The organism is Pedobacter albus (assembly GCF_036324255.1).
In the GTDB taxonomy this organism is placed as follows: Bacteria; Bacteroidota; Bacteroidia; order Sphingobacteriales; family Sphingobacteriaceae; genus Pedobacter; species Pedobacter albus.
Map to the genome: position 1 here is coordinate 1,303,685 of NZ_JAZDQT010000001.1, position 25,012 is coordinate 1,328,696.

26 protein-coding genes and 1 tRNA gene are annotated in these 25,012 nt (G+C 45.5%); 9 read left to right on the forward strand and 18 right to left on the reverse strand.

The features are described 5' to 3' along the window. Positions 1–2: 2 nt before the first annotated feature. From VRU48_RS05465 to VRU48_RS05490, 6 genes are all read right to left on the reverse strand, one after another. Positions 3–1,214 carry a TolC family protein gene (locus tag VRU48_RS05465; RefSeq protein ID WP_330106914.1) on the reverse strand — a complete coding sequence of 404 codons (1,212 nt, stop codon included), beginning with the start codon at positions 1,212–1,214 and terminating at the stop codon, positions 3–5. Between the two features lie 127 nt (positions 1,215–1,341). Continuing rightward, positions 1,342–2,133 (reverse strand): phosphatase PAP2 family protein, encoded by a 792-nt coding sequence (locus VRU48_RS05470; protein WP_330106915.1) that lies wholly within the window; start codon positions 2,131–2,133, stop codon positions 1,342–1,344. A 15-nt stretch (positions 2,134–2,148) separates the two neighbouring features. After that, positions 2,149–2,559, reverse strand: coding sequence for a hypothetical protein (locus VRU48_RS05475; protein WP_330106916.1), 411 nt, complete (start codon positions 2,557–2,559; stop codon positions 2,149–2,151). A gap of 81 nt (positions 2,560–2,640) precedes the next feature. Then, positions 2,641–3,897: a sensor histidine kinase gene (locus VRU48_RS05480; protein WP_330106917.1), complete on the reverse strand. Its 1,257-nt coding sequence runs from the start codon at positions 3,895–3,897 to the stop codon at positions 2,641–2,643. Further along, positions 3,898–4,572, reverse strand: coding sequence for a response regulator transcription factor (locus VRU48_RS05485; protein ID WP_330106918.1), 675 nt, complete (start codon positions 4,570–4,572; stop codon positions 3,898–3,900). A gap of 37 nt (positions 4,573–4,609) precedes the next feature. Continuing rightward, positions 4,610–5,200, reverse strand: coding sequence for an HD domain-containing protein (locus VRU48_RS05490; protein WP_330106919.1), 591 nt, complete (start codon positions 5,198–5,200; stop codon positions 4,610–4,612). A 167-nt stretch (positions 5,201–5,367) separates the two neighbouring features. Here VRU48_RS05490 and VRU48_RS05495 point away from each other — a divergent pair, with 167 nt between their 5' ends. Further along, entirely contained in the window at positions 5,368–5,823 is a 456-nt protein-coding gene (locus tag VRU48_RS05495; RefSeq protein WP_330106920.1) for a DUF6326 family protein, read from the forward strand. Then, positions 5,813–6,508 (forward strand): DUF4386 domain-containing protein, encoded by a 696-nt coding sequence (locus VRU48_RS05500; protein WP_330106921.1) that lies wholly within the window; start codon positions 5,813–5,815, stop codon positions 6,506–6,508. Before VRU48_RS05495 ends, VRU48_RS05500 begins: the two co-directional genes overlap by 11 nt. Before the next feature lie 30 nt (positions 6,509–6,538). Here VRU48_RS05500 and VRU48_RS05505 read toward each other — a convergent pair whose 3' ends face one another. Beyond that, positions 6,539–8,062 (reverse strand): exo-alpha-sialidase, encoded by a 1,524-nt coding sequence (locus VRU48_RS05505; RefSeq protein ID WP_330106922.1) that lies wholly within the window; start codon positions 8,060–8,062, stop codon positions 6,539–6,541. 135 nt (positions 8,063–8,197) lie between these two features. Between VRU48_RS05505 and VRU48_RS05510 the strand changes: the two genes are divergently transcribed. Beyond that, positions 8,198–8,926 carry a hypothetical protein gene (locus VRU48_RS05510; RefSeq protein ID WP_330106923.1) on the forward strand — a complete coding sequence of 243 codons (729 nt, stop codon included), beginning with the start codon at positions 8,198–8,200 and terminating at the stop codon, positions 8,924–8,926. An 18-nt stretch (positions 8,927–8,944) separates the two neighbouring features. Here VRU48_RS05510 and VRU48_RS05515 read toward each other — a convergent pair whose 3' ends face one another. Beyond that, a complete protein-coding gene (locus VRU48_RS05515; RefSeq protein ID WP_330106924.1) occupies positions 8,945–10,231 on the reverse strand; it encodes a hypothetical protein in 1,287 nt (428 codons plus the stop codon). Between the two features lie 194 nt (positions 10,232–10,425). Here VRU48_RS05515 and VRU48_RS05520 point away from each other — a divergent pair, with 194 nt between their 5' ends. The 6 genes from VRU48_RS05520 to VRU48_RS05545 are packed head-to-tail and all read left to right on the forward strand — an operon-like array spanning position 10,426 to position 14,631. Continuing rightward, positions 10,426–11,079: a cytochrome b/b6 domain-containing protein gene (locus tag VRU48_RS05520; RefSeq protein ID WP_330106925.1), complete on the forward strand. Its 654-nt coding sequence runs from the start codon at positions 10,426–10,428 to the stop codon at positions 11,077–11,079. After that, positions 11,079–11,774, forward strand: a complete 696-nt coding sequence (locus VRU48_RS05525; RefSeq protein ID WP_330106926.1) for a VIT1/CCC1 transporter family protein — start codon at positions 11,079–11,081, stop codon at positions 11,772–11,774. Before VRU48_RS05520 ends, VRU48_RS05525 begins: the two co-directional genes overlap by 1 nt. 40 nt (positions 11,775–11,814) lie before the next feature. Then, positions 11,815–12,255, forward strand: a complete 441-nt coding sequence (locus tag VRU48_RS05530) for a thioredoxin family protein (protein WP_330106927.1) — start codon at positions 11,815–11,817, stop codon at positions 12,253–12,255. Further along, a complete protein-coding gene (locus VRU48_RS05535) occupies positions 12,242–13,192 on the forward strand; it encodes an FAD:protein FMN transferase (RefSeq protein WP_330106928.1) in 951 nt (316 codons plus the stop codon). Before VRU48_RS05530 ends, VRU48_RS05535 begins: the two co-directional genes overlap by 14 nt. Further along, entirely contained in the window at positions 13,189–13,422 is a 234-nt protein-coding gene (locus VRU48_RS05540; protein ID WP_330106929.1) for a DUF4266 domain-containing protein, read from the forward strand. The genes VRU48_RS05535 and VRU48_RS05540 overlap by 4 nt, the downstream gene beginning before the upstream one ends. Positions 13,423–13,434: 12 nt before the next feature. After that, positions 13,435–14,631, forward strand: coding sequence for a DUF3570 domain-containing protein (locus tag VRU48_RS05545; RefSeq protein ID WP_330106930.1), 1,197 nt, complete (start codon positions 13,435–13,437; stop codon positions 14,629–14,631). Positions 14,632–14,755: 124 nt separating this feature from the next. Here the strand turns inward: VRU48_RS05545 and VRU48_RS05550 are convergent. The 10 genes from VRU48_RS05550 to ccoN form a co-directional block, all read right to left on the reverse strand. Continuing rightward, positions 14,756–14,832: transfer RNA gene (locus VRU48_RS05550), tRNA-Pro, on the reverse strand. A gap of 148 nt (positions 14,833–14,980) precedes the next feature. Further along, positions 14,981–16,798 carry an arylsulfatase gene (locus tag VRU48_RS05555; protein ID WP_330106931.1) on the reverse strand — a complete coding sequence of 606 codons (1,818 nt, stop codon included), beginning with the start codon at positions 16,796–16,798 and terminating at the stop codon, positions 14,981–14,983. A gap of 30 nt (positions 16,799–16,828) precedes the next feature. Beyond that, positions 16,829–17,599 carry an exodeoxyribonuclease III gene (xth, locus tag VRU48_RS05560; protein ID WP_330106932.1) on the reverse strand — a complete coding sequence of 257 codons (771 nt, stop codon included), beginning with the start codon at positions 17,597–17,599 and terminating at the stop codon, positions 16,829–16,831. 29 nt (positions 17,600–17,628) lie between these two features. Further along, positions 17,629–19,059, reverse strand: a complete 1,431-nt coding sequence (locus tag VRU48_RS05565) for a PAS domain S-box protein (protein WP_330106933.1) — start codon at positions 19,057–19,059, stop codon at positions 17,629–17,631. Between the two features lie 136 nt (positions 19,060–19,195). Continuing rightward, on the reverse strand, positions 19,196–19,897 hold the full coding sequence (locus tag VRU48_RS05570; protein ID WP_330106934.1) for a sulfite exporter TauE/SafE family protein: 702 nt from the start codon (positions 19,895–19,897) through the stop codon (positions 19,196–19,198). Then, complete coding sequence (locus VRU48_RS05575) at positions 19,894–20,322, reverse strand: FixH family protein (protein ID WP_330106935.1); 429 nt, start codon at positions 20,320–20,322, stop codon at positions 19,894–19,896. The genes VRU48_RS05570 and VRU48_RS05575 overlap by 4 nt, the downstream gene beginning before the upstream one ends. A 53-nt stretch (positions 20,323–20,375) precedes the next feature. Next, a complete protein-coding gene (gene ccoG, locus VRU48_RS05580) occupies positions 20,376–21,746 on the reverse strand; it encodes a cytochrome c oxidase accessory protein CcoG (RefSeq protein ID WP_330106936.1) in 1,371 nt (456 codons plus the stop codon). Next, positions 21,724–22,659, reverse strand: a complete 936-nt coding sequence (locus tag VRU48_RS05585; RefSeq protein WP_330106937.1) for a cbb3-type cytochrome c oxidase N-terminal domain-containing protein — start codon at positions 22,657–22,659, stop codon at positions 21,724–21,726. Before VRU48_RS05585 ends, ccoG begins: the two co-directional genes overlap by 23 nt. Continuing rightward, on the reverse strand, positions 22,646–22,831 hold the full coding sequence (locus tag VRU48_RS05590; RefSeq protein WP_330106938.1) for a hypothetical protein: 186 nt from the start codon (positions 22,829–22,831) through the stop codon (positions 22,646–22,648). Before VRU48_RS05590 ends, VRU48_RS05585 begins: the two co-directional genes overlap by 14 nt. Before the next feature lie 4 nt (positions 22,832–22,835). After that, positions 22,836–24,977: a cytochrome-c oxidase, cbb3-type subunit I gene (gene ccoN, locus VRU48_RS05595; RefSeq protein WP_330106939.1), complete on the reverse strand. Its 2,142-nt coding sequence runs from the start codon at positions 24,975–24,977 to the stop codon at positions 22,836–22,838. Positions 24,978–25,012 lie beyond the last annotated feature (35 nt).

The following is a 25,012-nucleotide window of genomic DNA, read 5'->3' on the forward strand; positions in this document are numbered from 1 at the left end:
AATTAATTGTTCCAGTAGTTAAATTGATTAATGAGTTTGAGCCTATTGGTAGTGGTTTGCCTCAACAGTTGCTGTGCAGCCAGGTAATTATTAATGGCAATCACATAATCAGCTACATGCACATCGCCGGTGCGCAAGAGCTTGCTGTCTACCTCAATCAGCCCCTTGGCAAACTTAAGTTGCTGGTTCAACTGGCCAAACAAACTTTCGCTGGCACGGAGTTGTTGTGCAATCAAATGTAACTGTTGTTGTTGCTGGCGTACAAAAAAATCTTTGTAATAGGCCGATGACGACAGGCCCAGGCTCAGTTTTTCGTATTGCATTTTGCGCTGATGTCCATCGTAAATTGGAATAGACAGCGTAAAGCCCACACTTGCCCCAAAATTTTTATAGGGTTGCAACACAAACGACGAATTATAGCCTCCATTGGCATACACGCCAAATTTGGGCTGGTAATTGAGGTCTACGGCTTGTTTTTGGTTCAGGTTTTTCAAACTGTCGATGGTAAAACGTTGCACAAAAAAGCTGGCGCCCATTTGCGCGGCCTTGTTCTCTAATTTGGGTTCGGCCAAGGCCACCGTAGCCGTATCTGTAATTCCGGCCAGATAGTTCAAGGTGGCATAATCGTTTTTATACTGGATTTCAGACTGCTTTAAAGCCAGTTGCTGCTGCTGCAGGGTAACCAAAAAAGTAAGGTACTCTGATTGCTTGTACACATTGCTCCGGGTCAATTGTTTGAGCAGGCTCTCCTCTTGCTGGAGCAAACGGGTAAGTTCTTGGTTAAATGCCACTTCCTGCTGACTGGCGTAGGCCGTAATGTATTGATCGGTTATGGACTTTTTAAGATCGAACAGCGAAAGCTGGCTGGCATATTTAACCGAATCGCTTTGCAGCTTAACGCCCGCAAGCTGGTTATTGATTCTTTTCTTGTTCAATACATCGTAATTAACGGTAAGCAGGGCTTCTAAAGCCTGTCCGTTGGTTAGCACTTCATCGTAGCCATAGCCTTTAACCACCGGCGCATATAACCCTGCCGCACTGGCCGAAACCTGTGGCTTTTTGGTGGCAAGCGCCAAGAGGCTATCCATTTTAAGCGATTGTTGCTGGTTTCTATAGTCTTTGAGCACGGGGCTGAGGCGCGCGGCTTCCTGCAAGAAATCGTCGATGCTTTTAAGTGGCGTTTGTGCCTTAGCCACAACGGTCTGTAGCAGCATTAGGATGCAAAAAATCAAAAATCTCGAGCTGATTTTCATCAATAGAGCGGATTTACTTTACTTAAAGTTAATGAAGAAAGTTGAAGAATTACTACAATTAGCCAGTAGCCACTTCATCAACTTGATTTTAAAATTTATAACTGGCCATCAGCCCATTGGCGCCTTCCTGCCTGTAGGGCATTACCGAAAGGTTTTGTACCGATTTACCGGTAAACACCCTCCTGATATAAGGATAAACAAGGTAAGCGATTTTGGTAGAAGCAATACCAAAGCCTGCCCCGGCCACCACATCGCTAAACCAATGCTTGTTGTTATACATGCGCAAAGTGCCGGTAGCCGTGGCTACAAAATAACCGGCATAGCCATACCATGGCGAAACTCCTTTGTACTCCTGGTATAAAAATTCGGCGGCCGCAAAAGCCGAAGCGGTATGGCCAGAGGGGAATGAGTTAAAACCCGAATTATCTGGACGAGGACGTTGCACGCCATTTTTAACGAAATGGGTGGAAAGTCCCATGATAGCCGCCGAGGTTACATACAACATCGAAGCATCCAATAAATTGTGCTGACCTTTTATTCCGGCCAGATTCAGTCCGTAAACGGCCAGAGCCGGTGCAAACTGTATGTAATCGTCAACATGGGCAGCAAACAGCGGATGATCTTCCTGCAATTCGGCCCTGGTGCTTTCATCGAGTTCCTTTAATGCGCCATTGTTGTAAACCGCCGCAAAGCCATAACCCATTAATGCCACAGGGGCAATAAATGCGGCAGGCTTGAACTTAAGCGGTTTTATTTCCTGATGGATATTTTTGAGTGCGATTTGTTGTGCATCTGCCAAGGCCAGCGTATCTGGCTGCTGTGCTAAACAGGTACCTGCCGTACACAACCACAGCAGGGCACCTGTTAAAATGTTTTTCATTTGGAGAAAGATAAACTAAGGTTTAATGGGATTGCCTTGGGCATCAAAAAGCAAATCTTTGCCTTTTACTTCCGCCTCGTAAACCACCGTGCCATCGGCTTTGGTAATTTTGGCAGCTTCGGCAACTTTTTGGCCTTTCAGCTTCATTTTTACCGCATCTGGCAGTTCAGACACCTTAATTTCTACTTCGGTTTCCAACAACACGCCTTGTGGGGTATAAACTTCGCTGGTTTCTTTGCCGTTTAGGGTAAATCCGGCTTCAAAATTGGCTTTTTCCATTTCCCAGCTCACCTTGGTCAAACCCGCATGGTTTTTGGCAAACGCCGCTTTTACCGGGGCCGGCACTTTACTGGCATTTACTTTTTGTGCATAGCTTGTCGAAACCGCAAGCCCTAGTGCTAAACATAATACAGCTATTTTTTTCATGGTGTTATTTTTTTTAATAAAACTAGCATCCAATTATGTAGCAATTCTGTAGCTAAAATGTAGAAATCCTGAAGTTTTAAGCTAGGGTTTAAAATTGATGGTAAACCGATGCCGTTGGTCCTGATAGGCATAACTGATTGCGAAACCATACAAGGCACAGATCTGTTTGCCAATGGCTAATCCAAGGCCCATGCCCTCAGAAGCAGCCGATTTGGAAAAGCGTTCGAACAACTGCTTGTCGAGCGCTACATTTTTGCCCGTATTGCTGATTTGCAACGAATTGGCCTGCAACTTGATTTCGACAGTGCCACCGTTGTGGTTGTGCCTAATGGCGTTGCTCAGCAGGTTGTTCAACAGGATATCGGCCAGGTACTTGCTCATTTGCACGGTACAAGGCGCCAGTTCGAGGTGCAACACAAGACCATCTTTTTCGAAAAGTTCCTGAAACTGCCTGGTTTTATTGGCCACCAGCTCTTCCATGGCAATCTCCTGCAAATCGGGAATGAGGTTGTTTTCTATTTTGGCCAACAGCAGCAACGATTGGTTGAGCCTAAACAAACGCCCTACACCATGATAAATATCTTCCAGTATTTCGCCCTGCTCGGCGGTGAAAGATTCGGTCTGCAACAACGAATCGAGCTTGGAATTGATAATGGCCAAAGGGGTCATCATTTCGTGCGAAGCATTGTCGGCAAAGCTTTTGAGTTCCTTATAATCTTGTTTTACCCGGGCGGCCATGGCATTGGCCGAACGGTTCAGCTCCCTAAACTCGTCAATATTGGTAGGTTCCTGAACAATATCGTCCATCTTAGTCAGCTCGTAGGTCTTCATCTGGTTCAAGATGGTATAAAAAGGCTTCCACAGCCTGTTCAATACGAAGCGATTGATGAGCATAAGCGCCAACAGCAGGATTATGGTTACACCCAGGGTAATGAGCAGGATAATGCGCACCAGATCTTCCGATTCTACCCTCGATTTGATGATCGTCACTTCATATTTCTTGCCATTCAGGCTTACCGAAGTAACCAGGCTCCTGCCCGGTTCGGTTTCGTGCTCCTTGGCATTGAGGTATTCGGTATAATGAAACTTCCTGACGTCAATACTGGTATCGCGCAGTTCGCGGTAATAAACCTGCTGATCGATATAACTGGATGGTAACGGCAAGCGGCCGTAATGCTTGGCATATTGAATAATTTCGTCTTCTTCTACCGCCAAATCCTTATCCAGCTTTTCGGTAAGGATAAAATGGATGACCGTATAATAGATGATGCCGGTAATGATGAGCACCACCAAGGAGGCAAGCAGGTTAACGCGGTTATATCTGGTGGCCAGTTTCATTTAGTTGCCAAATTTATAGCCAATTCCGTAAATAGACTTCAGGTAATCGGGCGAACCGTTTTCCAGCAGTTTTTTGCGCAGGTTTTTGACATGGGTATAGATGAAGTCGAAATCGTCGGCGATATCCATTTCATCGCCCCACAAATGCTCGGCCATGGCATTTTTGGTCACTACCTTACCCTTATTGGCCAGAAAATAAACCAATAGCTCAAATTCTTTTTTGGTGAGTACCACCGGCTTTTTATTTACCGTAACGGTCATGGCCATAACGTCGACATTAATTTCATGGTAGGCAATCACGTTGTCGCCATCAAAATTCTTGCGCCTCACAATGGCGCTTACCCTGGCCTTGAGTTCGGAGAGGTGAAAAGGCTTGACCAAATAATCGTCGGCGCCCAAATCGAGACCTGCCAGTTTAGAATCAAGCGAGTGCCTGGCCGAAATAATGAGCACGCCATCCTTCTTTTTCAGTTTTTTCAAATCGCTCAACAGCTCCATCCCCTCGCCATCAGGCAAGCCAAGGTCGAGCAGAATGCAGTCGTAACTGTAAAGCGCTATTTTTTCGGAGGCCGACTGGTAGTTCGAGGCCGATTCGCAAATATTGCCTTCTTCGGTAAAATAGCTCAATATGCTATCGCGTAAAGCTTTCTCGTCTTCGATAACCAGGATTTTCATGTTTCAAATTAATGAAATTAAACGTCAAGAACATAAATCAAATCAATTGTTGCAGCAGACGAATGTTTTTTTCCTTGCAACTTTGCAATTGGTGCTGCCCGAAACTGGTGAAATAGCGATGGTTCAGCAACATTTTCAAATTAATCGAATTCCATTGCAAAGGGGTATACTGCAAACCGATTACCTCTTCCCACTCCTGTTTGAGCGATTGCGCAAAGGCGAGGTAGTTATCCATCGAAAAATGATAGAAATCGGCATCGCAAATTACCTTTTCCATGAGGTTAACAGGCTGTTGTGGAAACCGAGTGGCCAAAATGCAGGTGGTTACATCGCCTAGCTGGTGCTTGACCAAGCCATGCGCGGCCAAAAACTGAACCGCGATTTCTACACTGGCCAATTCGTGCTGCTGATAGGTTTCGGTGTAGCCGGTATCGTGGAACCAGGCGGCCAACAGCACCGTTTCGAGTTCTTTGGTATCGAGACCGGCATTCATTCCAATTTCTCGGGCGGCATTGACCACATGTTGGGTATGGACCACATTATGAAAATAGAGCTTGGCACTCAGCTTCTCGCGAAAGAGCTGCTGCACAAAATCACTTACCAAAGCCTCCAGCTGAACAAAATCCATAACTTAATAACGCACAATTTAGCGGTTAATTCTGTAGAGATTTTGAAGTAAACCCATTCGACACAACGAATTGAAAATTGTTTGCAACTATTTGCTACCCTGCTTCGTCTAATGAAAGCGGCCATACTCAAGTTAAGCCAGACAACCCAAACCAAACCAGCAAAAACATGAACTCAAATCATCCTAAAAACCAACAACTTGAACATTTTAAGGTAAACATTAAGATTAGGCTGGCATTTTTATGGACAGCCGTCATGTTCTGTTACGTATACGGCGATTTCTTTTCGCTGTTTGTGCCAGGGCGTATCAAAAACCTCATGGACGGACATTCGGGCGTAGGCCAAACAACGCCTTATGCTTTATTGGGCTTTGCCCTGATGATGAGCATTCCGGCACTGATGATTTTCCTCTCGGTTTCACTAAAAGCCAAAGCCAACAAAATTGCCAATATTGTGGCAGGCCTCTTGTTCAGTTTAATCATGGCGCTAATTTTAGCTACCTCTCTCGACAAATGGATGCTGTTTTACGGCTATTTGGCCCTTTTAGAGATTATTTTAACCGCAATCATCGTATGTCTGGCTATTACCTGGCCAAAACAAAACCGTAACAGCTATGAATACTGATCAAAAAACCGCACGCCTGGCCGGCGCTATTTACCTGGTGGTAGTACTTACCGGCACGTTTAGCTTGGGCTACGTACCCTCAAAGCTTATTTTTTGGGACGACCCGGCCAAAACCCTGCATAGCCTGACAGAATCTGTACAATTGTTGAGGTGGGATATCGTAAGCAGCATGCTCTGCTACCTAGCCTTTTTGGCCTTGCCCCTGGCCTTGTACCAACTCTTGCGACAGGTAAACGAAAACTGCGCCAAACTGATGGTCATTTTGGCTATTGTAAGCGTGCCCATCGCCTTGCTTAACCTGCAACATAAATTTGATGTGCTTACCTTGGTCGATGCACCGGCATACCTGAAGGGTTTAAGCAGCCAGCAGGTTCAGCAACAGGTTCTTTTCTCGCTCGATAGCTATGGCCACGGCATAAAAATCGTACAGCTGTTTTGGGGCTTGTGGCTCCTGCCTTTTGGTTATTTGGTTTACCGCTCTAACCGATTGCCAAAAATTTTGGGCATCTTTTTGATACTGGGCTGTTTGGGTTACCTCATCAATGTTTTTGCAAGCACCGCCCTGCCACATTACAGCAGCTATGGCATAGCCAGTTACATCAGGATGCCAGCCAGCATTGGCGAGATAGGAATCTGCCTATGGTTATTAGCCATGGGGATTAAAACAAGAAAAACAGAAATTTAATCAACTCAAAAACAACGGCATAAGATTAATCTACCTAAACAAATCATTTACCTTAACCTGAACAAAATAAAGGTCGCGGACGCCCTCGTATAAAATGCCGATGGTATTTTCGTCGATCATGGTCAGTGCCGAATAGCCATACGATTCGCGTTCGTCGATAAGCAGCTGCGCCTTTTCGCTCCAGGTTTGGCCCAGGTCTAAACTGGCTTTAAGCGTTAGGTTTTTTCTGGAAACCGACGAATTGGGGTTGCTGAAAAACAGCACCTCTTGGAGCTTGCCCTTTACTTTGGCCTTGGCACGGATAAGGCTGCCCATGCAGACAGGATCGACCAAGGTATTTGCCGAAGTGGGATGCGTCTGCCAGGTTTGTCCAAAATCGTTGGTGGTGGCTATGCTTCTGAATTTTCCGGCATTGTCGCGCATATTGAGCATCAGTTGCCCCGGTACCGTTTCTACCACGGCGCTTTCGGTGGTATTGTTTTTGGCGCCTATACCAGCCTTCCAGCTTTGTCCCTGGTCTTTGCTGTAGATTATGGTAGAGTGTGGCAGTTTATTTTCGTCCCAATACTGCGCCGGGAACACCAAAGTTCCATCGGCCATTACCGTACCTGTACCCGGACCATTAAAAAACAGGTTCCACTTCGGATTTTTTACTTCAGCGGTAATACTTATTGGTTTCGACCAAGTCAGCCCATCGTCGGTACTTTTTACCAAAACCAATTGTCCAGTTTCATCAGGCAAAAGACCTGGTTTAGAACCAGATATAGAACGATTGCCCTTGCTCCATAAGGCTGCCATCCAAATGGTATGGGTTTTGGCATCGTATAAAATAGCGGGATCGCCCACCCCATTGTTTTCGTTGGGTTCGCCCATGTCCATAATGACCTTCATCGGCTCCCAGGTTTCGCCCCTATCTAAACTTCGGCTCATGCCCACATCAATATTGGCAGGCAAATCTCTGGCGTTGAGGTAACGGATATCGTAAACCGAAATCAGTGCGCCAGAAACCGTGGTGGCTATGCCGGGTATACGATAGGTATCTACGTTGTCGTCGCCATGTTTTCTAACCACACGCCCTATCCTAAACGCAAACTGCTCCCTATCCAAACGGATCTGCTTACCGTTGCCGGCCAAAAAATAATCGGCTTGCAACAAGAGCTGATGCGAAAGCTTCGCCGAATTTTTCAGCACTACGTTAAGCCAAAGGTGATGCTGGTTAAAAGTAGCTGGCTCCTTGAACTTGATGGTAAATTTACGGCCGTCGATTTGGGCTTCGCCCAGCAAATGCTTAGTCGTAAAATGGCTTAGCGTATCGGAATCATACAACTCTATTTTTTCGATATCCTTAACCGATTCGGCACCAACAGTACCCGAAAAGGCATTTAAACTAAGTGAACTGGTATTATTGACAGACAGCCTTAAAACAGGATTTTGATTGCTTTGCGTAAAAACGGGTTGTTTTTTGGCCAGCAGGCTTACTTTAATCTCTTGTGCATTTACAGGAACAGGGCCAAAAAAGCCTAGGGCTATTAACAATAGGAAGGTGTTTTTCATGAAGGTATGAGGTAGTTGTTACAACATCAAAAATAGGAATAGCACCGATATAATCCATAAAAATTTGGTGCTATGGATTAAGCTCGGTTTTCGGCCTAAAATTTGTGAAAACACAAGGAACCGAATTTACACGCCATGAAAAACCTGTTTTTGATTTTGCTTCTGGCTTCGATTGGCCTCAACATTTATGCTCAAAAGAAACCAAACAGTTCAAAAAAAGAAGTAATGCTGGGCACTACCGAAGCTTTTGAACGCTTGCCCAAGCTTCGGGTCAGTGCAGCGTCTGCAACGGCATTTAACCAGCTGCCGAGCCCCAAGGCGTGGACTATGCCCCACATTGAAACCGAAAATGGCCACTTTTACCTCCAAACGGCCAAAGGCAAGCAAAAATTTAAAGCATACAGCGATGGAGGCGCAAGTAAGGGATGGAACGGTTATGAACTTTTAGGCTTTTTGCCCCGCTTAAAATACTATGCCATTTCCAACAACTCATCGGCAGAAGGGATTGGCTTCGGACAGCTTTTCCTGCTCGATACCCAAACCGGCTTCAGGTACAACATTGCTTCTTTCGGCGACTGGCATGTGGGCTTGCCCCTTCCGTCGGTAAACTACCTCAACTTTGTTTATTACGACAATACCGCCTATCAGCATAAAAATACGGATATCGGCATTTTACAATTCAATCCCAAAGCGCCTGCCGGCAAGGCCTGGAAAGCGATTGCCAGTTTGCATAGCGACGATTTTGCCGTGGAGGAAATCAGGTGGGCCAGCGATAGCGTATTTTACATCAAAGGCTATGAAGAAGTTTACCAGCAACAAAAATGGCTAAAAAACTACAGCTACTATAAAGTTGAATTGCCGTAAAACAACGGCTACCAACCATCAATTGGCAGTAACTTCGGCATCGTGATGTACCAATAGCTTGCCTTCAAAACAGTACCAAATTTGGTTTTCGGCAACAAAATATGGCGAGGAAGCATCTCTTTCTATTTCCTTTTCCAATTTGGCGCTTGGCAGGTGATAGATGATGATTTTATCGAGCTTGATGATCACAAGCTTTTCGTTGTTGAGGTATTTGGCATCATTGAAATTATCGTCGTGATGGCGATATGGGGTTTTGATAACCTGGATTGGCTTCTTTTCTTCGCCATGAATGGCATAAACATGAATATCCATATTCCCAGGGTAGGTATAATACAGCACAACGAACTCGTCTAGCCTGTAATTAAATGTCAGGTTTCTGAAAGCGCCTTCGAGCTCCACATCGTCCATATCATAATACATTTTTAGGGTTTGGCCATCCAAAACTTCAACAATTTTAACGCCCATAGCTCCGTAAGTTGGGTTTTCAGCAATAAAACCAAACCTACCGGTATTGCCTAGGGCAACCAGCTCTTCGACATATTCATAATAAAATCCCTTTTCTTCCATCAAATCGTCATTATTCAGCAGCTCAAAAAACGTTTCTTCGCCGGTTTCGGGCCAAAAAACCAATAGATCGTTAAAATCCGAAAACGATCCAGAATTGACGACGAAAAGTTTGTTTTGGCTAAAGGCCGCATAAGCTATATCCTTGTGCTTAAATGTCTTTTGGATCTGTTGTCCACCATCAAAACCGTAACGCTCAAAGCTAAACTCGTCGAAATTACGGTCCTCGCTGATCAAATTGGAATTACGATAGTCATAGCTGAACACCCGGCCAAATAAAACAACTTCACCTTTATCAAAATCGACTTTGAAAAAGTGGAGCATTTCCAGTTCTCTAAATTTCCCGGTCAGGCCATCGTTTACCGTATAGTATTGGTTTGTGGGCGAATAATCAGGATAATGATAAGGGTATCTAGCCCTGTATAAAGGGAAATATTCGGTTATCATTTTCGAAAACGACAAATTCAGGACAAATTCGTTCGCTATTTGCTGCTCCAACGTATCAATGATGGTTAGGTAATAATAGCCGTCCTTTTTATAATGAAGCAAAGCCAGCTTATGCCTTGCCGAACAATAATCCAATCGGATAAGGTGGTACTGTTGCCCAAAAACATTAACATATCCACCTGCTATGTAAGCCGGCAATGCTTCGGGCTCCTCCTCGGGCTCTTCCGCAAGGCCATGGCTATCTTTATTGGATTGGAGGAAGTACTCCAAATTACTTTCTCTTTTTGGCCTCATCAGCCATTTAACGACCCCAAGTATGATTAAAACGACAATGCCTATGCCAGCACCCATGCTATTTCTGGTTTTTAGATAAAGAAAAACAAATTAGCCAAACTTAAGTTAATTTGTGATAAAAAGGATTTCAGCTGGCCAAATTTTGGCTACATTCTTCAGGATGTCTTCATATTTCAGTGCTATATTTATTTGATATGAAAGCAACATCCCAAACAAATACCCCCAAATATTCGCCCCAAATCCGTTTTTGGCACTGGGCAAATACACTTGTCATTTCAGGATCGCTATTAACCGTACTGGTCAACGCTACCTTGTTCGATGGTGGCTCGAGCGGAAGTTTCATCCAAAAAGAGCTGGCTAATGCTGGTGCCAGCGTTTCGCAACAGCAAGCCAGGTCGGTAGCTCATGGCCTCGAAGACCAGGTTTGGGATGTACACATTTATTTCGGCTATGCCTTGGCGGCCTTGTTCCTTTATCGAATTGTGGTAGAAATAGCTTCAAAAAAGGATTACAGTTTTATTCAGAATTTTACGCGCACCTTAAAACGCTACCTATCTAACCAAGCCCTGAAACGCCAAGCCAGGTACGAATTGGGCATCAAATCGCTCTATCTTCTTTTTTACGTATTGCTACTGGTTATGGTGAGTACCGGCCTGACCATCGCCTTTAAAGCCGAACTTGGCCTCGCCAAATCCTTCAGCCACTCGCTCAAAGAAATCCATGGATTTTGCATGTACCCTATCCTTGGCTTTATCGCCTTGCATATTGGCGGGGTTTACCTGGCCGAAAACAAGGATAAAAAAGGAATTGTTTCTGATATGATTAACGGCGGACAACTCAAAAACTGATGATGACAAGCAACCACCACGAAACACACTTAAAGAGCTCTGACTTCATTACCGATGTAGTGATTGGCATGAGCGACGGACTGACTGTGCCTTTTGCATTGGCCGCGGGCTTAAGTGGTGCGGTAAGCAGCAATTCGATCATCATTACGGCTGGCATAGCCGAAATTGTGGCCGGCTGTATTGCCATGGGTCTAGGTGGCTATCTGGCTGGAAAAACCGAACAGGAGCATTATGAAAGCGAACTGCAAAGAGAATATGACGAAGTGGCGCATGTACCCGAAAAAGAAAAGCAGGAAGTGAAAGACATTTTCGCTACTTACGGCATTAGCGAAAGTGGCCAGGAACTATTGGCCAACGAATTGGCTCGCGACAAGGACAAGTGGGTAGATTTTATGATGAAATTTGAACTGGGCCTTGAAAAACCAAATGCCAACCGGGCTCGAAATTCGGCGCTTACCATCGGTACAGCTTACTTTATAGGAGGCCTATTGCCTTTGTCGGCTTATTTTTTTACCAACACCCCCACTAATGGCCTGCTTGTATCTGCTTTGTTCACTACCATTTGTCTTTTTGTTTTTGGCTATTTCAAAAGCAAGATTACAGGCCAACGTCCTATTGCAGGTGCGCTCAAAGTCACTTTAATTGGCCTGCTTGCCGCCGCGGCGGCCTTTGGCATTGCCAAGCTGGTGGCTTAGTTTAATGATGAATTGATATCGAAACGTTTTGATAAATTATATGAAAAATCTTTTGCTGATTACCTGCTACCTCATCGTCGCCTCTTTCACAGCTTGGGAACCTAGTTTCGAAAACGCCAAAAAAACGGCCAAACAAGACCATAAACTTATTTTGCTTAACTTTTCGGGTTCAGATTGGTGCGGCCCCTGCATACGCATGCACAAGGAGATTTTTGGCGATGCCACATTTTTGGATATGGCCGGCAAAAACCTGATCATGGTCAATGCCGACTTCCCGCGAAGCAAGAAAAACCAGTTGGCACCCAACGTCAAGAAACAAAACGAAACACTTGCCGATAGCTACAATTCATTCGGAAAATTCCCTTATACCGTTTTGCTCAATGCCGACGGCAAAGTAATCAAAGCTTGGGATGGTTTGCCCGATGAAAATGCCCAAGCTTTCGCCAACGAAGTAAAACAGCTCTGCGATGCCAACAGATAGCGTTATTCCGATACTTCAAGCCTTTAAAAAGGTAGAAAAACTGATGGGCAACCGCTTCGAGATTACGGTGGTTGGGCCAGACGAGGCTTGGGCCGAAGCCAAAATAGAACTGGCCATAGCCGAAATCAGGAGAATCGAACGCTTGCTCACTACTTTCGACGAAAAGAGCCAAACCAACCAAATCAATGCACAGGCTGGCATTGCGCCAGTAAAGGTAGACCGAGAGGTTTTTGATTTGGTGCAACGCGCATTGCGGATTTCGGCGATTACGGACGGGGCTTTCGACATTACCTATGGCTCGATAGACAAAAGACTTTGGAATTTCGATCAGCAGATGACGGCTTTACCCGACAAAGATACGGCCCGGAGCCTAGTTAGGCTTATCAATTATAGAAACGTCATCTTAAACGAAACCGAATGCAGTATCATGCTCAAAGAAAAAGGCATGCGCATTGGTTTTGGAGGCATTGGCAAAGGCTACGCTGCCGAAATGGCCAAGGCCTTATTGCTCAAAGAAGGGGTAAAAAGCGGCATCGTTAATGCTTCGGGCGATTTGACCACCTGGGGCAAGCAAGCTAATGGCAATCCGTGGACCATTGGTATCGCCAATCCCGACCACCGCGAACTTCCCTTTTCTTACCTCAATGTTACCGACATGGCCGTAGCTACTTCGGGCAACTACGAAAAGTTTGTCAAAATAAACGGCAAAAAATATTCGCATACCATCAATCCCAAAACCGGACTGCCGGTTACCGGCATCAAAAGTGTCACCATCATCAGTCCGAATGCAGAAATTGCCGATGCCATGGCCACGCCAGTAACGATTATGGGTATTGCGGCAGGCCTGAACCTGATTAACCAGATCAAGCATCTGGCTTGTATCATCATTGACGACGACAATCGGATTTATACCACAAAAAACATCAATATACAATGAGAAGAAGGAATATTAAAAATGGATTTGTCCCCGCCATTATATGGGTAGGGATGTTGCTCGTTTCTTCCTGCACCACGGTAAAGGAATACCAAAAAAACAAGCTCAACGATGCAGAAATGGCTTTGGCTAACCGTAAGGTAGAAAAAACGGAGTTGAGCTTTCAGGGCTATCGCGAGGGATCTTCAGGGGCCAACGCCGGCAAAAGCGGTGGTGGCTGTGGCTGTAATTAATCAAGACGCAGGATGAAAAAGATATTTTTAACCGCAGCCATGGCTTTTGCGCTATTGCATAGCCAAGCACAAACCACCGCCCCAAAAGAAAATACGGGTTTTGAAAGCCGGAAACTCAAACTCGACGAAATTAACCTCGTATCGAGCTATTATACCCAAAACGGCAATAACGCGGCTGTAACAGGAGGCATCGGCTCGCAAAAACTGACCGATATTGCCAATGTATTCGATGTAAAATTGAGCAAGTACGATTCGAAGTCGAGGAAGCATACTTTTGGACTGGAAGTGGGCATAGACCATTATACTTCGGCCTCGTCTGATATGATCGACCTGCATGCCAATTCATCGGCTTCGCATGCCGATACGCGCATCTATCCTTCGCTAAGCTGGAGCATGGAGAACGAGAAAAAGGGAACTACTTTTGCTTTGGGCTTGTCCTCGTCAAGCGAGTTCGACTACCAGTCTTTTGGTGGCAATGTGAGCTTTTCGGCCAAAACAAAAGACAGAAGTGGCGAGTTTACGGCCAAATTGCAGACCTACCTGGATCAGGTAAAGCTTGTTCAGCCTATCGAACTGCGACCGAGTGGCTTGCTAGGGCATGAGAATTATGGCTCGGCTGCCAGAAATACCTTTGCGGGTTCACTCTCCTATTCGCAAATCATCAATCAGAACCTGCAAATCATGTTCCTGGCCGACTTGGTACAGCAGAACGGCTATTTGAGCCTGCCATTTCACCGGGTATATTTTAACGATGGCAGTGTGCACCAAGAGAATCTGCCCGACAGCCGGTTTAAAATACCGCTGGGCTTTAGGGCCAACTACTTTTTGGGCGACCGTTTCATCATCAGGACCTATTATCGTTTTTACACCGACAACTGGGGCGTAAACTCGCATACGGCCGATATCGAAGTACCGATCAAGGTAACGCCTTTCTTCTCGATCAGTCCGTTTTACCGTTATTACACCCAAAGCGCGGCCAAGTATTTTGCGCCTTACCAAGTACATACCGCAACCGACGAATATTACAACAGCAATTACGACCTTTCTAAGTTCAACAGCAATTTTTATGGGGCCGGCATCCGCTTTGCGCCCCCAAAAGGCGTATTTGGCTTGCAACACCTGAGCATGCTTGAGCTGCGTTATGGCCATTATACCAAAAACATCAACATGAATTCTGACATTATTTCGTTGAATATTAAGTATAAATAAAGCTTGGCACTGGCCTCGCTAACAAAAAGCCTCTAAACGTAAATGCTTAGAGGCTTTTATATGCTTTCTACTAATATTTCGCCAAAACAAAAAAGCCTCTCTGCTTTCGCAAAGAGGCTTTCGTTGGTCGGGGTGGCAGGATTCGAACCTACGACCTCCACATCCCAAATGTGGCGCGATACCGGGCTACGCTACACCCCGATCGGTATCTTATGCCCTTTCTTGTAAAGGGATTGCAAACATAAGAAAACAGCACCATAAATGAAAATGGAAAAATCATTTTTTTAGGCCAAATCAACATCTCCACTGAATGACAAGCAGTTAATTTTTCATCAACAGCAGATTTCCTTTATTTTGGAGGCTTTTCGTCGGTATACCTGCTGTCGCTGATGCGCAATTTGATGCTTTTCGGGAACCAGGTTTCGTGCAAAGGATAAACATTATTACGTAAAGCTGTCTTTTCGAACAAAGCCTTCAATTCGGCCAACTTGGCGGGATATTTTTTAGCCAAATCCTCCTGTTCGTTAAAATCGGTCTGCATGTTGTACAGCTCCCAAACATCGTCGAGGTAAGAAGTACCCAGCTTATGGTAGGCCGAGGCTTTCCAACCATCTTTGTACATGGCCCTCGAAGCGCCTGTTTCGTAATATTGTTCGGTATGACGATCCTTAGCGCCCGCATCGTTCAGACTATAGGCAAAACTAATGCCGTCTATAGGTTCTTGCGCATAGCCATTGATACTTTGAGGCACCGTAGCTTTGCTCAGTTCGACCAGCGTTGGCCAAACATCAATCAGGTGAACATATTGTTTGCGTATCCCCGCTTGTTTTACAAATTTGGGTGCAAAAAAGATCATCGGGTTATGCGTTCCGCCTTCGGCATTGGCATCGGCTTTCCACAGCCTAAATGGGGCATTGCTCGCCTGTGTCCAGCCCAAAGGGATATCGCCTTTAAAGTCTTTACGTCCGATCTTGTCTATATTGCGCAGGGCAGCCTTGGCACGCTCTTCCCTACTGGCCTGCTCCATGCCTTCGGGTTCGCCGGGGATGTCTTCGGTATATTTGGTGGCTCCGTTATCGCCGATTATCACCATCACAATGGTATTGTCTAGCTGACCAATATTGGAAATAAACTCAATAATACGGCCAATTTCATGGTCAGTTTGCGAAAGAAAACCTGCATGGGCTTCCATAGCCCTAGCGGTTACTTTTTTTTCGGCGGCAGAAAGCGTTTCCCAAGCCATAATTTTCTCGTGACGAGGAGGCAATTTCGTAGCTTGTGGAACCAAGCCCATCGCTTGTTGCCTAGCCAACACTACTTCGCGGTATTTATCCCAGCCCATATCAAACCGGCCTTTGTAATGATCAATCCATTCTTTGTCTACCTGCATAGGCGAATGCAAGGCGCCCGGTGTGAGGTAAAGGAAAAAGGGCTTATTCGGCGACGCCTTTTTTTGCTCCTTAATATAAGCTATCGATTTATCGGCCAAATAGGTATTTAAGTGTTTCCCCAGAGCTGTATCAATCGGTGCACTGCTGATTCCCTCCCATAAAACAGGGTAATACTGATCGGTAGCCGATTCGTGGAAACCATAAAAACGATCGAAGCCCCTACCCGTTGGCCAGCGGTTAAAAGGCCCGGCTGCCATGCGTTCTAGTACTGGTGTTAAATGCCACTTGCCCACTGCGAAAGTATTGTAGCCGTTTTCGCGGAGTATTTCGGCCAGGGTTGCCTTTTCAAAGGGCATATAGGCATCGTAGCCCGGCGCATCGAAGGCCGTTTCGGTAAAGTGCCCCATGTGCACATTGTGGTGGTTGCGACCGGTTAACAAGGCCGCGCGCGAAGGTGCGCACAAACCCGTTGTACGGAAATTGGTGTATTTAAGTCCATTTTTGGCCAAGTTCTCGAATACGGGCGTTTCGGCCAAGCCACCAAAAGCTGAAGCCGTACTAAAACCCACATCATCGAGCATAATCAACACCACATTTGGGGCTCCTTTTGGCGCCTGCGGGGCATAGGCTTTTCTGAAAAGCTTGCTAACGGTATCCATTTTTAAAGGATCCTGCTTGTACTTTTTTTCCGGACTATGCTGAGCCTGAACAATAGCAGACAATAAAACCAGTGCAAAACAAGCCCATATGCTGACTTTAAGGTATTGGTGTTTCATAACAAGAAGATTGAGTTACCCTATTTATTTTTAATGCAATTCGATCCACACTGGCGCATGATCGCTCGTTTTTTCCCAGCCCCGCACCTGTTTGTCTACGCCAGCACCGCGCAATTTTGTCGTAAGGGCATCGCTGAGCAGGAAATGATCAATTCGAAGTCCCGCATCGCGGCCATAGGCATTTCTAAAATAATCCCAAAAAGTGTATATTTTTTCTTCGGGATAAAGTTTTCTGATGGCATCTGTCCAACCTTGCGCCAACAGCTCCTGATAGGCTTGGCGGGTTTCGGGCCTGAACAAGGCATCATCTACCCAACGCTCGGGCTTGTACACATCGAAAGGCGTAGGAATAACGTTGTAATCGCCTACCAAAACCGTAGGCAATCCCTCCTTAAGCAAGGATTGTGCATGCAGCCTCAACTTCTCAAACCACTGCAGTTTGTAGTCGAATTTTGGTCCGGGAGCCGGGTTGCCGTTGGGCAGGTACAAACAACCTACTACCATATCGCTTACCATCACTTCCAAATAGCGGCTGTGCTCGTCGGCATCGTTGTCGGGCAAGGCACGCCTCACTTCCTTCATTTCGAGGCCACGGCTCAGGATAGCCACCCCATTCCAGCTTTTTTGGCCATGCCAAATGGCCTGATAACCGGCATCTTCGATGGCACTGAGCGGAAATTTGTCTTGTGGCGCTTTCAGTTCCTGCAGGCAAGCTACATCAGGTTGGCTCTCGCCAAGCCAACGCAACAACACCGGCAGATGCCCATTTACGCCGTTTACATTGTAAGTTGCAATTTTCATGGGGTATGGATTTGGATATTTTACCTAAGTTAGGCATGATCTAACCAAAAATAAAATGTAGAGCCAACACCGGGTTCACTTTGTACTTTGATTTCGCTGTTGTGCAATTTCAAAATTTCGGACACCAGGTACAAACCGATGCCAAAGCCCGAAATATTGCTCGAATGCAGGGCGTGTACACGGTAAAACCTTTCGAAAAGTTTCTGCTGATCGGCTGGCATAATGCCCATCCCCTGGTCGCTTACGCTTATCTTGGTTTTTCCTGCCCCTGTTTCGACACTTACTTTGATGAGGCTTTCGGCACCCGAATATTTGGCCGCATTACCCAACAAATTAAGCATCACCTGCCCTATTTTATCGCGATCGGCAAAAATGGACGAGTCCCTGTCCAGTTGCAATGCGATTTCATGGCCCGGAAACAACATCCTTGCATCAAAAATCAGTTCTTCCAACAGTTCGGAAAGGCTAAACTTGGTTTTGTTCAATGGCATCCCCCCTTCTTCCAAACGCGACAGGTTCAGAAAATCGTGGATCATATTGGTCATTTTCTTAATCTGCACATCTGCCTTGTCCAAAGCACTGATGGTAAAGTCGTCGGGATTTTTTTTGGCCCTGGCCTGCAAGAGCTGAATATAGGTTTTGATAGATGTTAACGGGGTTTTGAGTTCGTGGCTTACAATGGCCATAAAGTCGTTTTTCCGCTGGTCTTCTTGTTTTTTCTCGGTAATGTCTCTGGCTATTTTAGATATGCCAGTAATTTCGCCGGCCTTGTTCTTAATGGGCGAAATGGTCAAAGACACATCGATGATTGCACCGGTTTTGGTAACCCGTTTGGTTTCAAAATGCTCCACCCGATCGCCTTGTTTAAGTTTAGAGATAATAAGCGGCTCTTCTTCCTTACGGTCGTCGGGGATAAGGTTTAAAATAGATTGGCCAATCATTTCTGCAGATGAATAGCCAAACATGCGTTGTGCAGAAGGGTTCCAACTGGTGATGATTCCTGTTAGGGTTTTGCTGATGATGGCATCGTCTGTCGATTCGATAATGGCAGCCAATACGGCTTCTTTTTCTTCTTTTTGTCGCAGTTCGGTAATGTCTCTGGCTATTTTAGATACGCCAATAACCTTTCCATCAGCATCTTTGATGGGCGAAATGGTTAAAGAAATATCAAGCAGTCGATTGTCTTTGGTCATCCGCTTGGTTTCAAAATGATCCAAACGTCCTCCAGAGCTTAAAATCCTTAAGATTTCTGTTTCTTCTTCCTTGCGGTCGGTAGGAATAATTTTTAAGATGGGCTGCCCTATCATTTCTGTTGCGGCGTAGCCAAATATTCTTTCGGCTGCCGGATTCCAGCTGGTTACAATGCCATTCAGATCTTTACTTACAATGGCATCGTCAGACGATTCGACAATTGCGGCAAGAATCGCGCTATGCTGATTTAAATTCTGGTTAGACATCATCTGTTTACAATGGGATTGACATGCAAAATATGTAATTGCATCAACATTTGAAAACAGGAAAAGTTGTAGCCTTGACAACTTTTTCTTTAACAACGATTAAAAAACCTATTATTTGGTCAAATCAAATGAAATTTGGCTACCTGCATTCGGCTACATGTCCGTGCGAATGCGCATTAACGCTGGGCGATAAAAAAGCGATTCCTAAATCAGCACTACGTAATATCATCAAGGTGCCCAAAAACAGCATAAACCAAGGCATGTACTTATTGACGTTAAACCTGATGTATTTCCTCAAAAACAACTTGCTCATTGAAATCGTAAGCATTAAAGGACTGGTACCCAAGCCAAACAGCAGCATAAAAAAGGCACCGTCTTTTGGAGTTCCGGTGTTCAATGCCGTTGCCAAGGCCAAGTAAACCATGCCACAAGGGATCAATCCGTTCAGCATCCCTACCAAGAAACCCCAAAACGGCAAGCCATAAAATTTGCCCAATAAATTGCCTATGGGCTTGAGCAGACGCTGCTGCAGGCTTGCCAAATGACCCATGTAACGGCCACTGAACTGCATTAAGGCAAAGCTTATCAGAATGAAGCCTACCACCAAACTTAGTGTTTCCTGATTGGCAAAAACCTTCAAGCTATTGCCTATTAAACCGACTAACAGGCCTAACAAGCCATACACCGAGATACGGCCCAGTTGATAGGAAACCAATTGAAAGGCCGTAGTCAACCAGTTTTGTTGCTGCAGCGGCATGCTGAGCATCAGCGGACCGCACATGACGGCACAATGCAAACTGCCTAGCAAACCCAATACAAAAGCCAAGGGCAAACTGCTCATAACATCAGGTCTTTTTTAAAGAAATAAGCCTTTTGATGGTTTGTCCACCGCAACTCTACAAACCACAAACCTTTGCGGAGCTTGGCCCTATCGAGCAGAATGAGATTAGCGTGGCCAATGGTGGCACCAGTTTGCTTGATATCATCCTTGGCTACCGAAGCGCATTTGAATTTCAAATCGTAAGCCACACTGTCTTGCAACTGTATGATTACCTGACTGGCCGTTAGACTGATTTTCGGTTCGGCCTTGTCGGCAAAAACATTGTTGATGGCTTTGTAATCGGCATCGTAGTTGATGCCTTTCTCGTAATAATCGTCTTCCATCAAGGCATCGTTGCCATGCACTTTAAACATGTATACCACCATGCCGATGATAAACAACATGAAAATGGCCATTCCTAAAACTATTTTTCTTCCCCAGTTCATTTTAAAGCGATTGATTGGTGATTAATAACTGTTAATTGCGTAGCGAGCGTTAATCAGGGTTGCGAAAAGAACGTGGTGCTTGCCGTACTGATGACCTTTTGCTTGGCCACCACCTCGAAAACCACCGTCGATTTATAGGTTTTGATGGCCGAAGCTTTCTTGACCAGAAAGAAAGTAAGCGTTGCCGTACCTTCTTTGGGCAATACCGCAGTTTTCTGGATAAACTGGATACTGTCTTTCGGATCTTTAGACCGCAGCACAAAGGTTATGGGCTTATTGGTTTTGTTAATCAACTCGGCATTGTACAAATTGCTTACCGTGCCGTCTTCCCTAAGTTGGTAAAGCGTACCGCTGGCCCTTAAAACCGTGGTTTCAACATCCTGCCTTTTGTAAACCAGGCTCGAAAACACCAGCATGATGACCGCCAGAACCACCATGTAGCCATAAGCTTTAATGCCCAAACGATAAGGTTTTTGGTGCTGGATAAAATCCTGATGGTAAAAACCGATAAGATCTAAGGGCTTGTTGATTTTTCGCATTACCTCGTTACAGCTATCGATGCAAGCCGTACAATTAACGCATTCTAGCTGGGTTCCGTTCCTGATGTCGATACCGGTTGGACAAACCTGCACGCAAAGTCCGCAGTCTATGCAATCGCCTTTAGCCGTACTGGCTTGGTTGCGTTGCAAATGTCCCCTCGGTTCGCCACGTTGCTGGTTATAGGCCACTACCAAGCTCTGGTTGTCTAACAACACACCCTGCAAGCGTCCGTACGGACAAATAACCGTACAAACCACTTCGCGTACGTAGGCAAACACGCCATAAAAAACGAAGGTGAACAGCCAAATAGACACAAAACCGCTAATGTGCTGGGCAACAGGCTCGGTAACGATCTTGTAAAGCACATCGGAGCCAATCATGTAAGCCAAGAAGGTATTGGCAATGCCGAAAGAAATGAGGAGAAAAATCAGGTGCTTACTCGTCTTTTTTAAGATTTTCTCGGTATCCCATGCTTGGGCATCAAGTTTTCGTTGCTGATTGGCATCGCCTTCTATCCAATATTCTATCCGCCTGAAAACCATTTCCATAAAAATGGTCTGTGGACAGGCCCAACCACACCACAACCTGCCCAATATCACCGTAAAACAGACAATAAAAACAATAAACAGCAACATGGCCAAGGCAAACAGGTAAAAATCCTGGGGCGTAAAAAGCAATCCGAAGAAAACGAATTTGCGTTCCAAGAAATTGAGCAGCACCAGCTGTTCGCCGTTCAGTTTTAAAAACGGAAAAGAGAACAAGCAAAGCAGCAGCACATAACTTACCCATTTGCGGTAGGTATACAATCTGCCCGAAGGTTTTTTAGGATAGATAAAGTTTCTGCCGCTTGGCTTGGTGGTTTTATTTTTTGGGGCTGCTTTCATTTTTCAGGGTATCGGTGGCCGCTTTGGCTTCGTATTTTTCGCCTTGTGGAGCTTTGGCATTAGCCGGATGACTTCCCTGCAGCGATACGATATAGTTGGCCACTTCGGCAATGTTAACGGAACTCATGCTTTTTTCCCAGCTGACCATACCTTTAGCGGGCACGCCGTATTTGATGGTTTTGAAGATATCGTTGATGCTACCGCCATGCAACCAAAACTCGTCGGTAAGGTTAGGTCCCACCAAGCCCTGTCCATGCTCGCCGTGGCAGGCAATGCAGTTGGCCATAAATACGTTTTTACCGTTTGCAATCAAGGTTTTATCGACTTTTACGGTACTCTCATCAACCTTGTTTACCGCTTGGGCCAAGAATTTACGCTTGTCTTCGGCCGCTTTGGCCATTTCGGTTTCGTATTCCTGGTCTTGCTTTTGGCCGTACTCGCCAATGTGGTAATAATAAATATAGCCTACCGCGAAAATCATGGTTCCGTAAAACAGGATATTGAACCATTTGGGCACCGGGTTGTTGAGCTCGTGGATGCCATCGTAAGCATGCGGGATAACGAGTTCCTGCTCTTGCTCAATTGGTTTTAAGCTTAACAGTTTTGACCAGATTCCAGGCTTCGATTTCTTGGTTTTGAGCCATTCTTCGTAATCCAGCGGTGCTTCTGGCACATATTTTTGGTAAGGCGTTGGATGCAACTGCTCTTTGGCCATGACCTTAAAGGCTTTGAAAAGCACTATCGAAACCAACAGCAGCACAATGGCAAATACCAACAGGGCCAGCACCAAAATTTCGGTTACCGAAAGGCCAAGGCTTGGCTCTGGAATGGCTATAGGCTTGGCTTCCTGTTCGCTGGCCAAAACTGCAGTGCCAATACCGGATAACAATATTAAAAGGCTAATCTTTTTCATGGGCAACATCGGTTTGAGGGTCTTCTATTGGCATCCTGCTCATCAGGTTGCTGTGGTTTTTATTGAGTTTAACAAGGTAAATGCCTACGACTATGAAAAATACCATGAACATGACCAATGAGCTGATCAGGTAAAATTCGCCTCCGGCCAGGTCTTTAATTTGATTGAACATCGGTTTACTGATTTGAAGGAATGGTGAACTTATTTGCTTTGATATCTACGCCCAAACGCTGCAGGTAAGCAATGATGGCAATGATTTCGCGGTCGCTTTTTACGGTAATGTTATTCTGTTTCAGGTCTTTTGCAATGGCATTGGCCTGCTCGGTTAATACCCCATTGGCATCTCTATCGAAATCGACGCGGTACGGCACACCCAATTTTTGCATGGCCCTGATCTTGCTGGCCGTGGTGGTGGTATCGAGCTTTTGCTGGATGAGCCAAGGATAAGACGGCATGATACTGCCCGGCGACATTGACGTAGGATCTAGCAGGTGATTGAAGTGCCAAGCGTTAGAATATTTGCCTCCTTCGCGATGCAAATCGGGCCCAGTCCTCTTGCTTCCCCATAAAAACGGATGGTCGTATACAAATTCTCCCGCCTTGCTGTACTCGCCATAGCGCTCGGTTTCTGAACGGAATGGACGAACGGTTTGCGAGTGGCAGTTTACGCAGCCTTCTCTGATGTAAAGATCGCGACCCTGCAGCTCTAAAGGCGTATAAGGCTTAACGCTGGCAATGGTAGGCACGTTAGATTGGATGGTAAAAGTTGGCATCATTTCTACCATACCGCCAATCAGGATCACGATGAGCGAGAAAACCATAAATTTCATCGGTTTGCGCTCCAATACACGGTGCCATTTTTTATCAGCAGGATCGGTTTCTTCGATCACTTTCGGCAAAGCCATAGCTTCGGCAGGTTCGTTGGCTACCAATTTGGCTTTGAGCATGGTTTTGGCCAGGTTAACCGTCATTACAATGGCACCTAGCAGGTAAAGTCCGCCACCAATAGCCCGGAGTACGTGCATCGGGATAATCTGTAGCGTGGTGCTTAAAAAGTTGGAATATTTAAGTACGCCATCGGGTGTAAACTCTTTCCACATCAATCCTTGGGTAAAACCTGCCCAGTACATCGGAACGGCATAAAACAGGATGCCCAAAGTGCCTATCCAAAAATGGAATGATGCCATTTTTTGAGAATACAGCGTTGTTTTGTAAAGTCGTGGTACCAACCAATACAAAATACCAAAGGTTAGGAAGCCATTCCAGCCCAGCGCGCCCACATGCACGTGGGCCACAATCCAGTCGGTAAAGTGGGCAATGCCGTTAATTTGTTTAAGCGAAAGCATCGGCCCTTCGAAAGTAGCCATACCATAAGCGGTTAAGGCCACCACCATAAATTTCAGGGTTACATCTTCCCTCACTTTGTCCCAGGCACCACGTAGAGTAAGCAAACCATTGATCATACCGCCCCAACTTGGTGCGATAAGCATGATGGAAAAGGCAACGCCCAGCGATTGTGCCCAACCCGGCAAAGAGGTGTACAACAGGTGGTGCGGACCAGCCCAGATGTAGATAAAAATAAGCGACCAAAAGTGCAGGATACTTAATTTATACGAGTAAACCGGTCTGTTGGCCATTTTAGGCAAGAAATAGTACATCATGCCCAAATAAGGCGTGGTTAAGAAAAATGCTACCGCATTGTGGCCATACCACCATTGCACCAAGGCATCTTGAACACCGGCATAGACATAATAGCTTTTTAAGAAAGAAATAGGCAACTCGAAAGAGTTTACAATATGCAAAACAGCGATAGTCACAAACGTGGCAATGTAGAACCAGATGGCTACATACAAATGGCGTTCGCGACGTTTAATGATGGTACCAAACATGTTGATACCAAAGACCACCCAAATGATGGTGATGGCAATATCGATGGGCCATTCGAGCTCGGCATATTCGTGCGAGGTGGTAAAGCCCAATGGCAGGGTAAGCACCGCCGACAGGATAATGAGCTGCCAGCCCCAAAAATGGATCTTGCTCAACGTATCGCTAAACATACGGGCTTTGAGCAACCTTTGCAGCGAGTAGTAAACACCCATAAAAATGGCATTGCCCACAAAAGCGAAAATAACCGCATTGGTGTGCAAAGGCCTGATGCGGCCAAAGGTGGTGTATTGACTGCCCATGTTCATGGATGGCTTGAACAGCTGCATGGCCACCAACAGCCCTACCGTCATTCCGATAATGCCCCAAACAATGGTGGCTAAGCCAAAATTGCGGACAATCTTATTGTCGTAAGTAAATTTTTCTAATTGCATAAAGAAGCTATTGATTTGTTGTGTTCAAAGGTATT

What these genes read in the sequence shown, in the direction of transcription:
- VRU48_RS05465 (WP_330106914.1), bottom strand. Translation starts at nt 1,214, where the DNA reads ATGCTGCTACAGACCGTTGTGGCTAAGGCACAAACGCCACTTAAAAGC.
- VRU48_RS05470 (WP_330106915.1), bottom strand. Translation starts at nt 2,133, where the DNA reads ATGAAAAACATTTTAACAGGTGCCCTGCTGTGGTTGTGTACGGCAGGT.
- VRU48_RS05475 (WP_330106916.1), bottom strand. Translation starts at nt 2,559, where the DNA reads ATGAAAAAAATAGCTGTATTATGTTTAGCACTAGGGCTTGCGGTTTCG.
- VRU48_RS05480 (WP_330106917.1), bottom strand. Translation starts at nt 3,897, where the DNA reads ATGAAACTGGCCACCAGATATAACCGCGTTAACCTGCTTGCCTCCTTG.
- VRU48_RS05485 (WP_330106918.1), bottom strand. Translation starts at nt 4,572, where the DNA reads ATGAAAATCCTGGTTATCGAAGACGAGAAAGCTTTACGCGATAGCATA.
- VRU48_RS05490 (WP_330106919.1), bottom strand. Translation starts at nt 5,200, where the DNA reads ATGGATTTTGTTCAGCTGGAGGCTTTGGTAAGTGATTTTGTGCAGCAG.
- VRU48_RS05495 (WP_330106920.1), top strand. Translation starts at nt 5,368, where the DNA reads ATGAACTCAAATCATCCTAAAAACCAACAACTTGAACATTTTAAGGTA.
- VRU48_RS05500 (WP_330106921.1), top strand. Translation starts at nt 5,813, where the DNA reads ATGAATACTGATCAAAAAACCGCACGCCTGGCCGGCGCTATTTACCTG.
- VRU48_RS05505 (WP_330106922.1), bottom strand. Translation starts at nt 8,062, where the DNA reads ATGAAAAACACCTTCCTATTGTTAATAGCCCTAGGCTTTTTTGGCCCT.
- VRU48_RS05510 (WP_330106923.1), top strand. Translation starts at nt 8,198, where the DNA reads ATGAAAAACCTGTTTTTGATTTTGCTTCTGGCTTCGATTGGCCTCAAC.
- VRU48_RS05515 (WP_330106924.1), bottom strand. Translation starts at nt 10,231, where the DNA reads ATGAGGCCAAAAAGAGAAAGTAATTTGGAGTACTTCCTCCAATCCAAT.
- VRU48_RS05520 (WP_330106925.1), top strand. Translation starts at nt 10,426, where the DNA reads ATGAAAGCAACATCCCAAACAAATACCCCCAAATATTCGCCCCAAATC.
- VRU48_RS05525 (WP_330106926.1), top strand. Translation starts at nt 11,079, where the DNA reads ATGATGACAAGCAACCACCACGAAACACACTTAAAGAGCTCTGACTTC.
- VRU48_RS05530 (WP_330106927.1), top strand. Translation starts at nt 11,815, where the DNA reads ATGAAAAATCTTTTGCTGATTACCTGCTACCTCATCGTCGCCTCTTTC.
- VRU48_RS05535 (WP_330106928.1), top strand. Translation starts at nt 12,242, where the DNA reads ATGCCAACAGATAGCGTTATTCCGATACTTCAAGCCTTTAAAAAGGTA.
- VRU48_RS05540 (WP_330106929.1), top strand. Translation starts at nt 13,189, where the DNA reads ATGAGAAGAAGGAATATTAAAAATGGATTTGTCCCCGCCATTATATGG.
- VRU48_RS05545 (WP_330106930.1), top strand. Translation starts at nt 13,435, where the DNA reads ATGAAAAAGATATTTTTAACCGCAGCCATGGCTTTTGCGCTATTGCAT.
- VRU48_RS05555 (WP_330106931.1), bottom strand. Translation starts at nt 16,798, where the DNA reads ATGAAACACCAATACCTTAAAGTCAGCATATGGGCTTGTTTTGCACTG.
- xth (WP_330106932.1), bottom strand. Translation starts at nt 17,599, where the DNA reads ATGAAAATTGCAACTTACAATGTAAACGGCGTAAATGGGCATCTGCCG.
- VRU48_RS05565 (WP_330106933.1), bottom strand. Translation starts at nt 19,059, where the DNA reads ATGATGTCTAACCAGAATTTAAATCAGCATAGCGCGATTCTTGCCGCA.
- VRU48_RS05570 (WP_330106934.1), bottom strand. Translation starts at nt 19,897, where the DNA reads ATGAGCAGTTTGCCCTTGGCTTTTGTATTGGGTTTGCTAGGCAGTTTG.
- VRU48_RS05575 (WP_330106935.1), bottom strand. Translation starts at nt 20,322, where the DNA reads ATGAACTGGGGAAGAAAAATAGTTTTAGGAATGGCCATTTTCATGTTG.
- ccoG (WP_330106936.1), bottom strand. Translation starts at nt 21,746, where the DNA reads ATGAAAGCAGCCCCAAAAAATAAAACCACCAAGCCAAGCGGCAGAAAC.
- VRU48_RS05585 (WP_330106937.1), bottom strand. Translation starts at nt 22,659, where the DNA reads ATGAAAAAGATTAGCCTTTTAATATTGTTATCCGGTATTGGCACTGCA.
- VRU48_RS05590 (WP_330106938.1), bottom strand. Translation starts at nt 22,831, where the DNA reads ATGTTCAATCAAATTAAAGACCTGGCCGGAGGCGAATTTTACCTGATC.
- ccoN (WP_330106939.1), bottom strand. Translation starts at nt 24,977, where the DNA reads ATGCAATTAGAAAAATTTACTTACGACAATAAGATTGTCCGCAATTTT.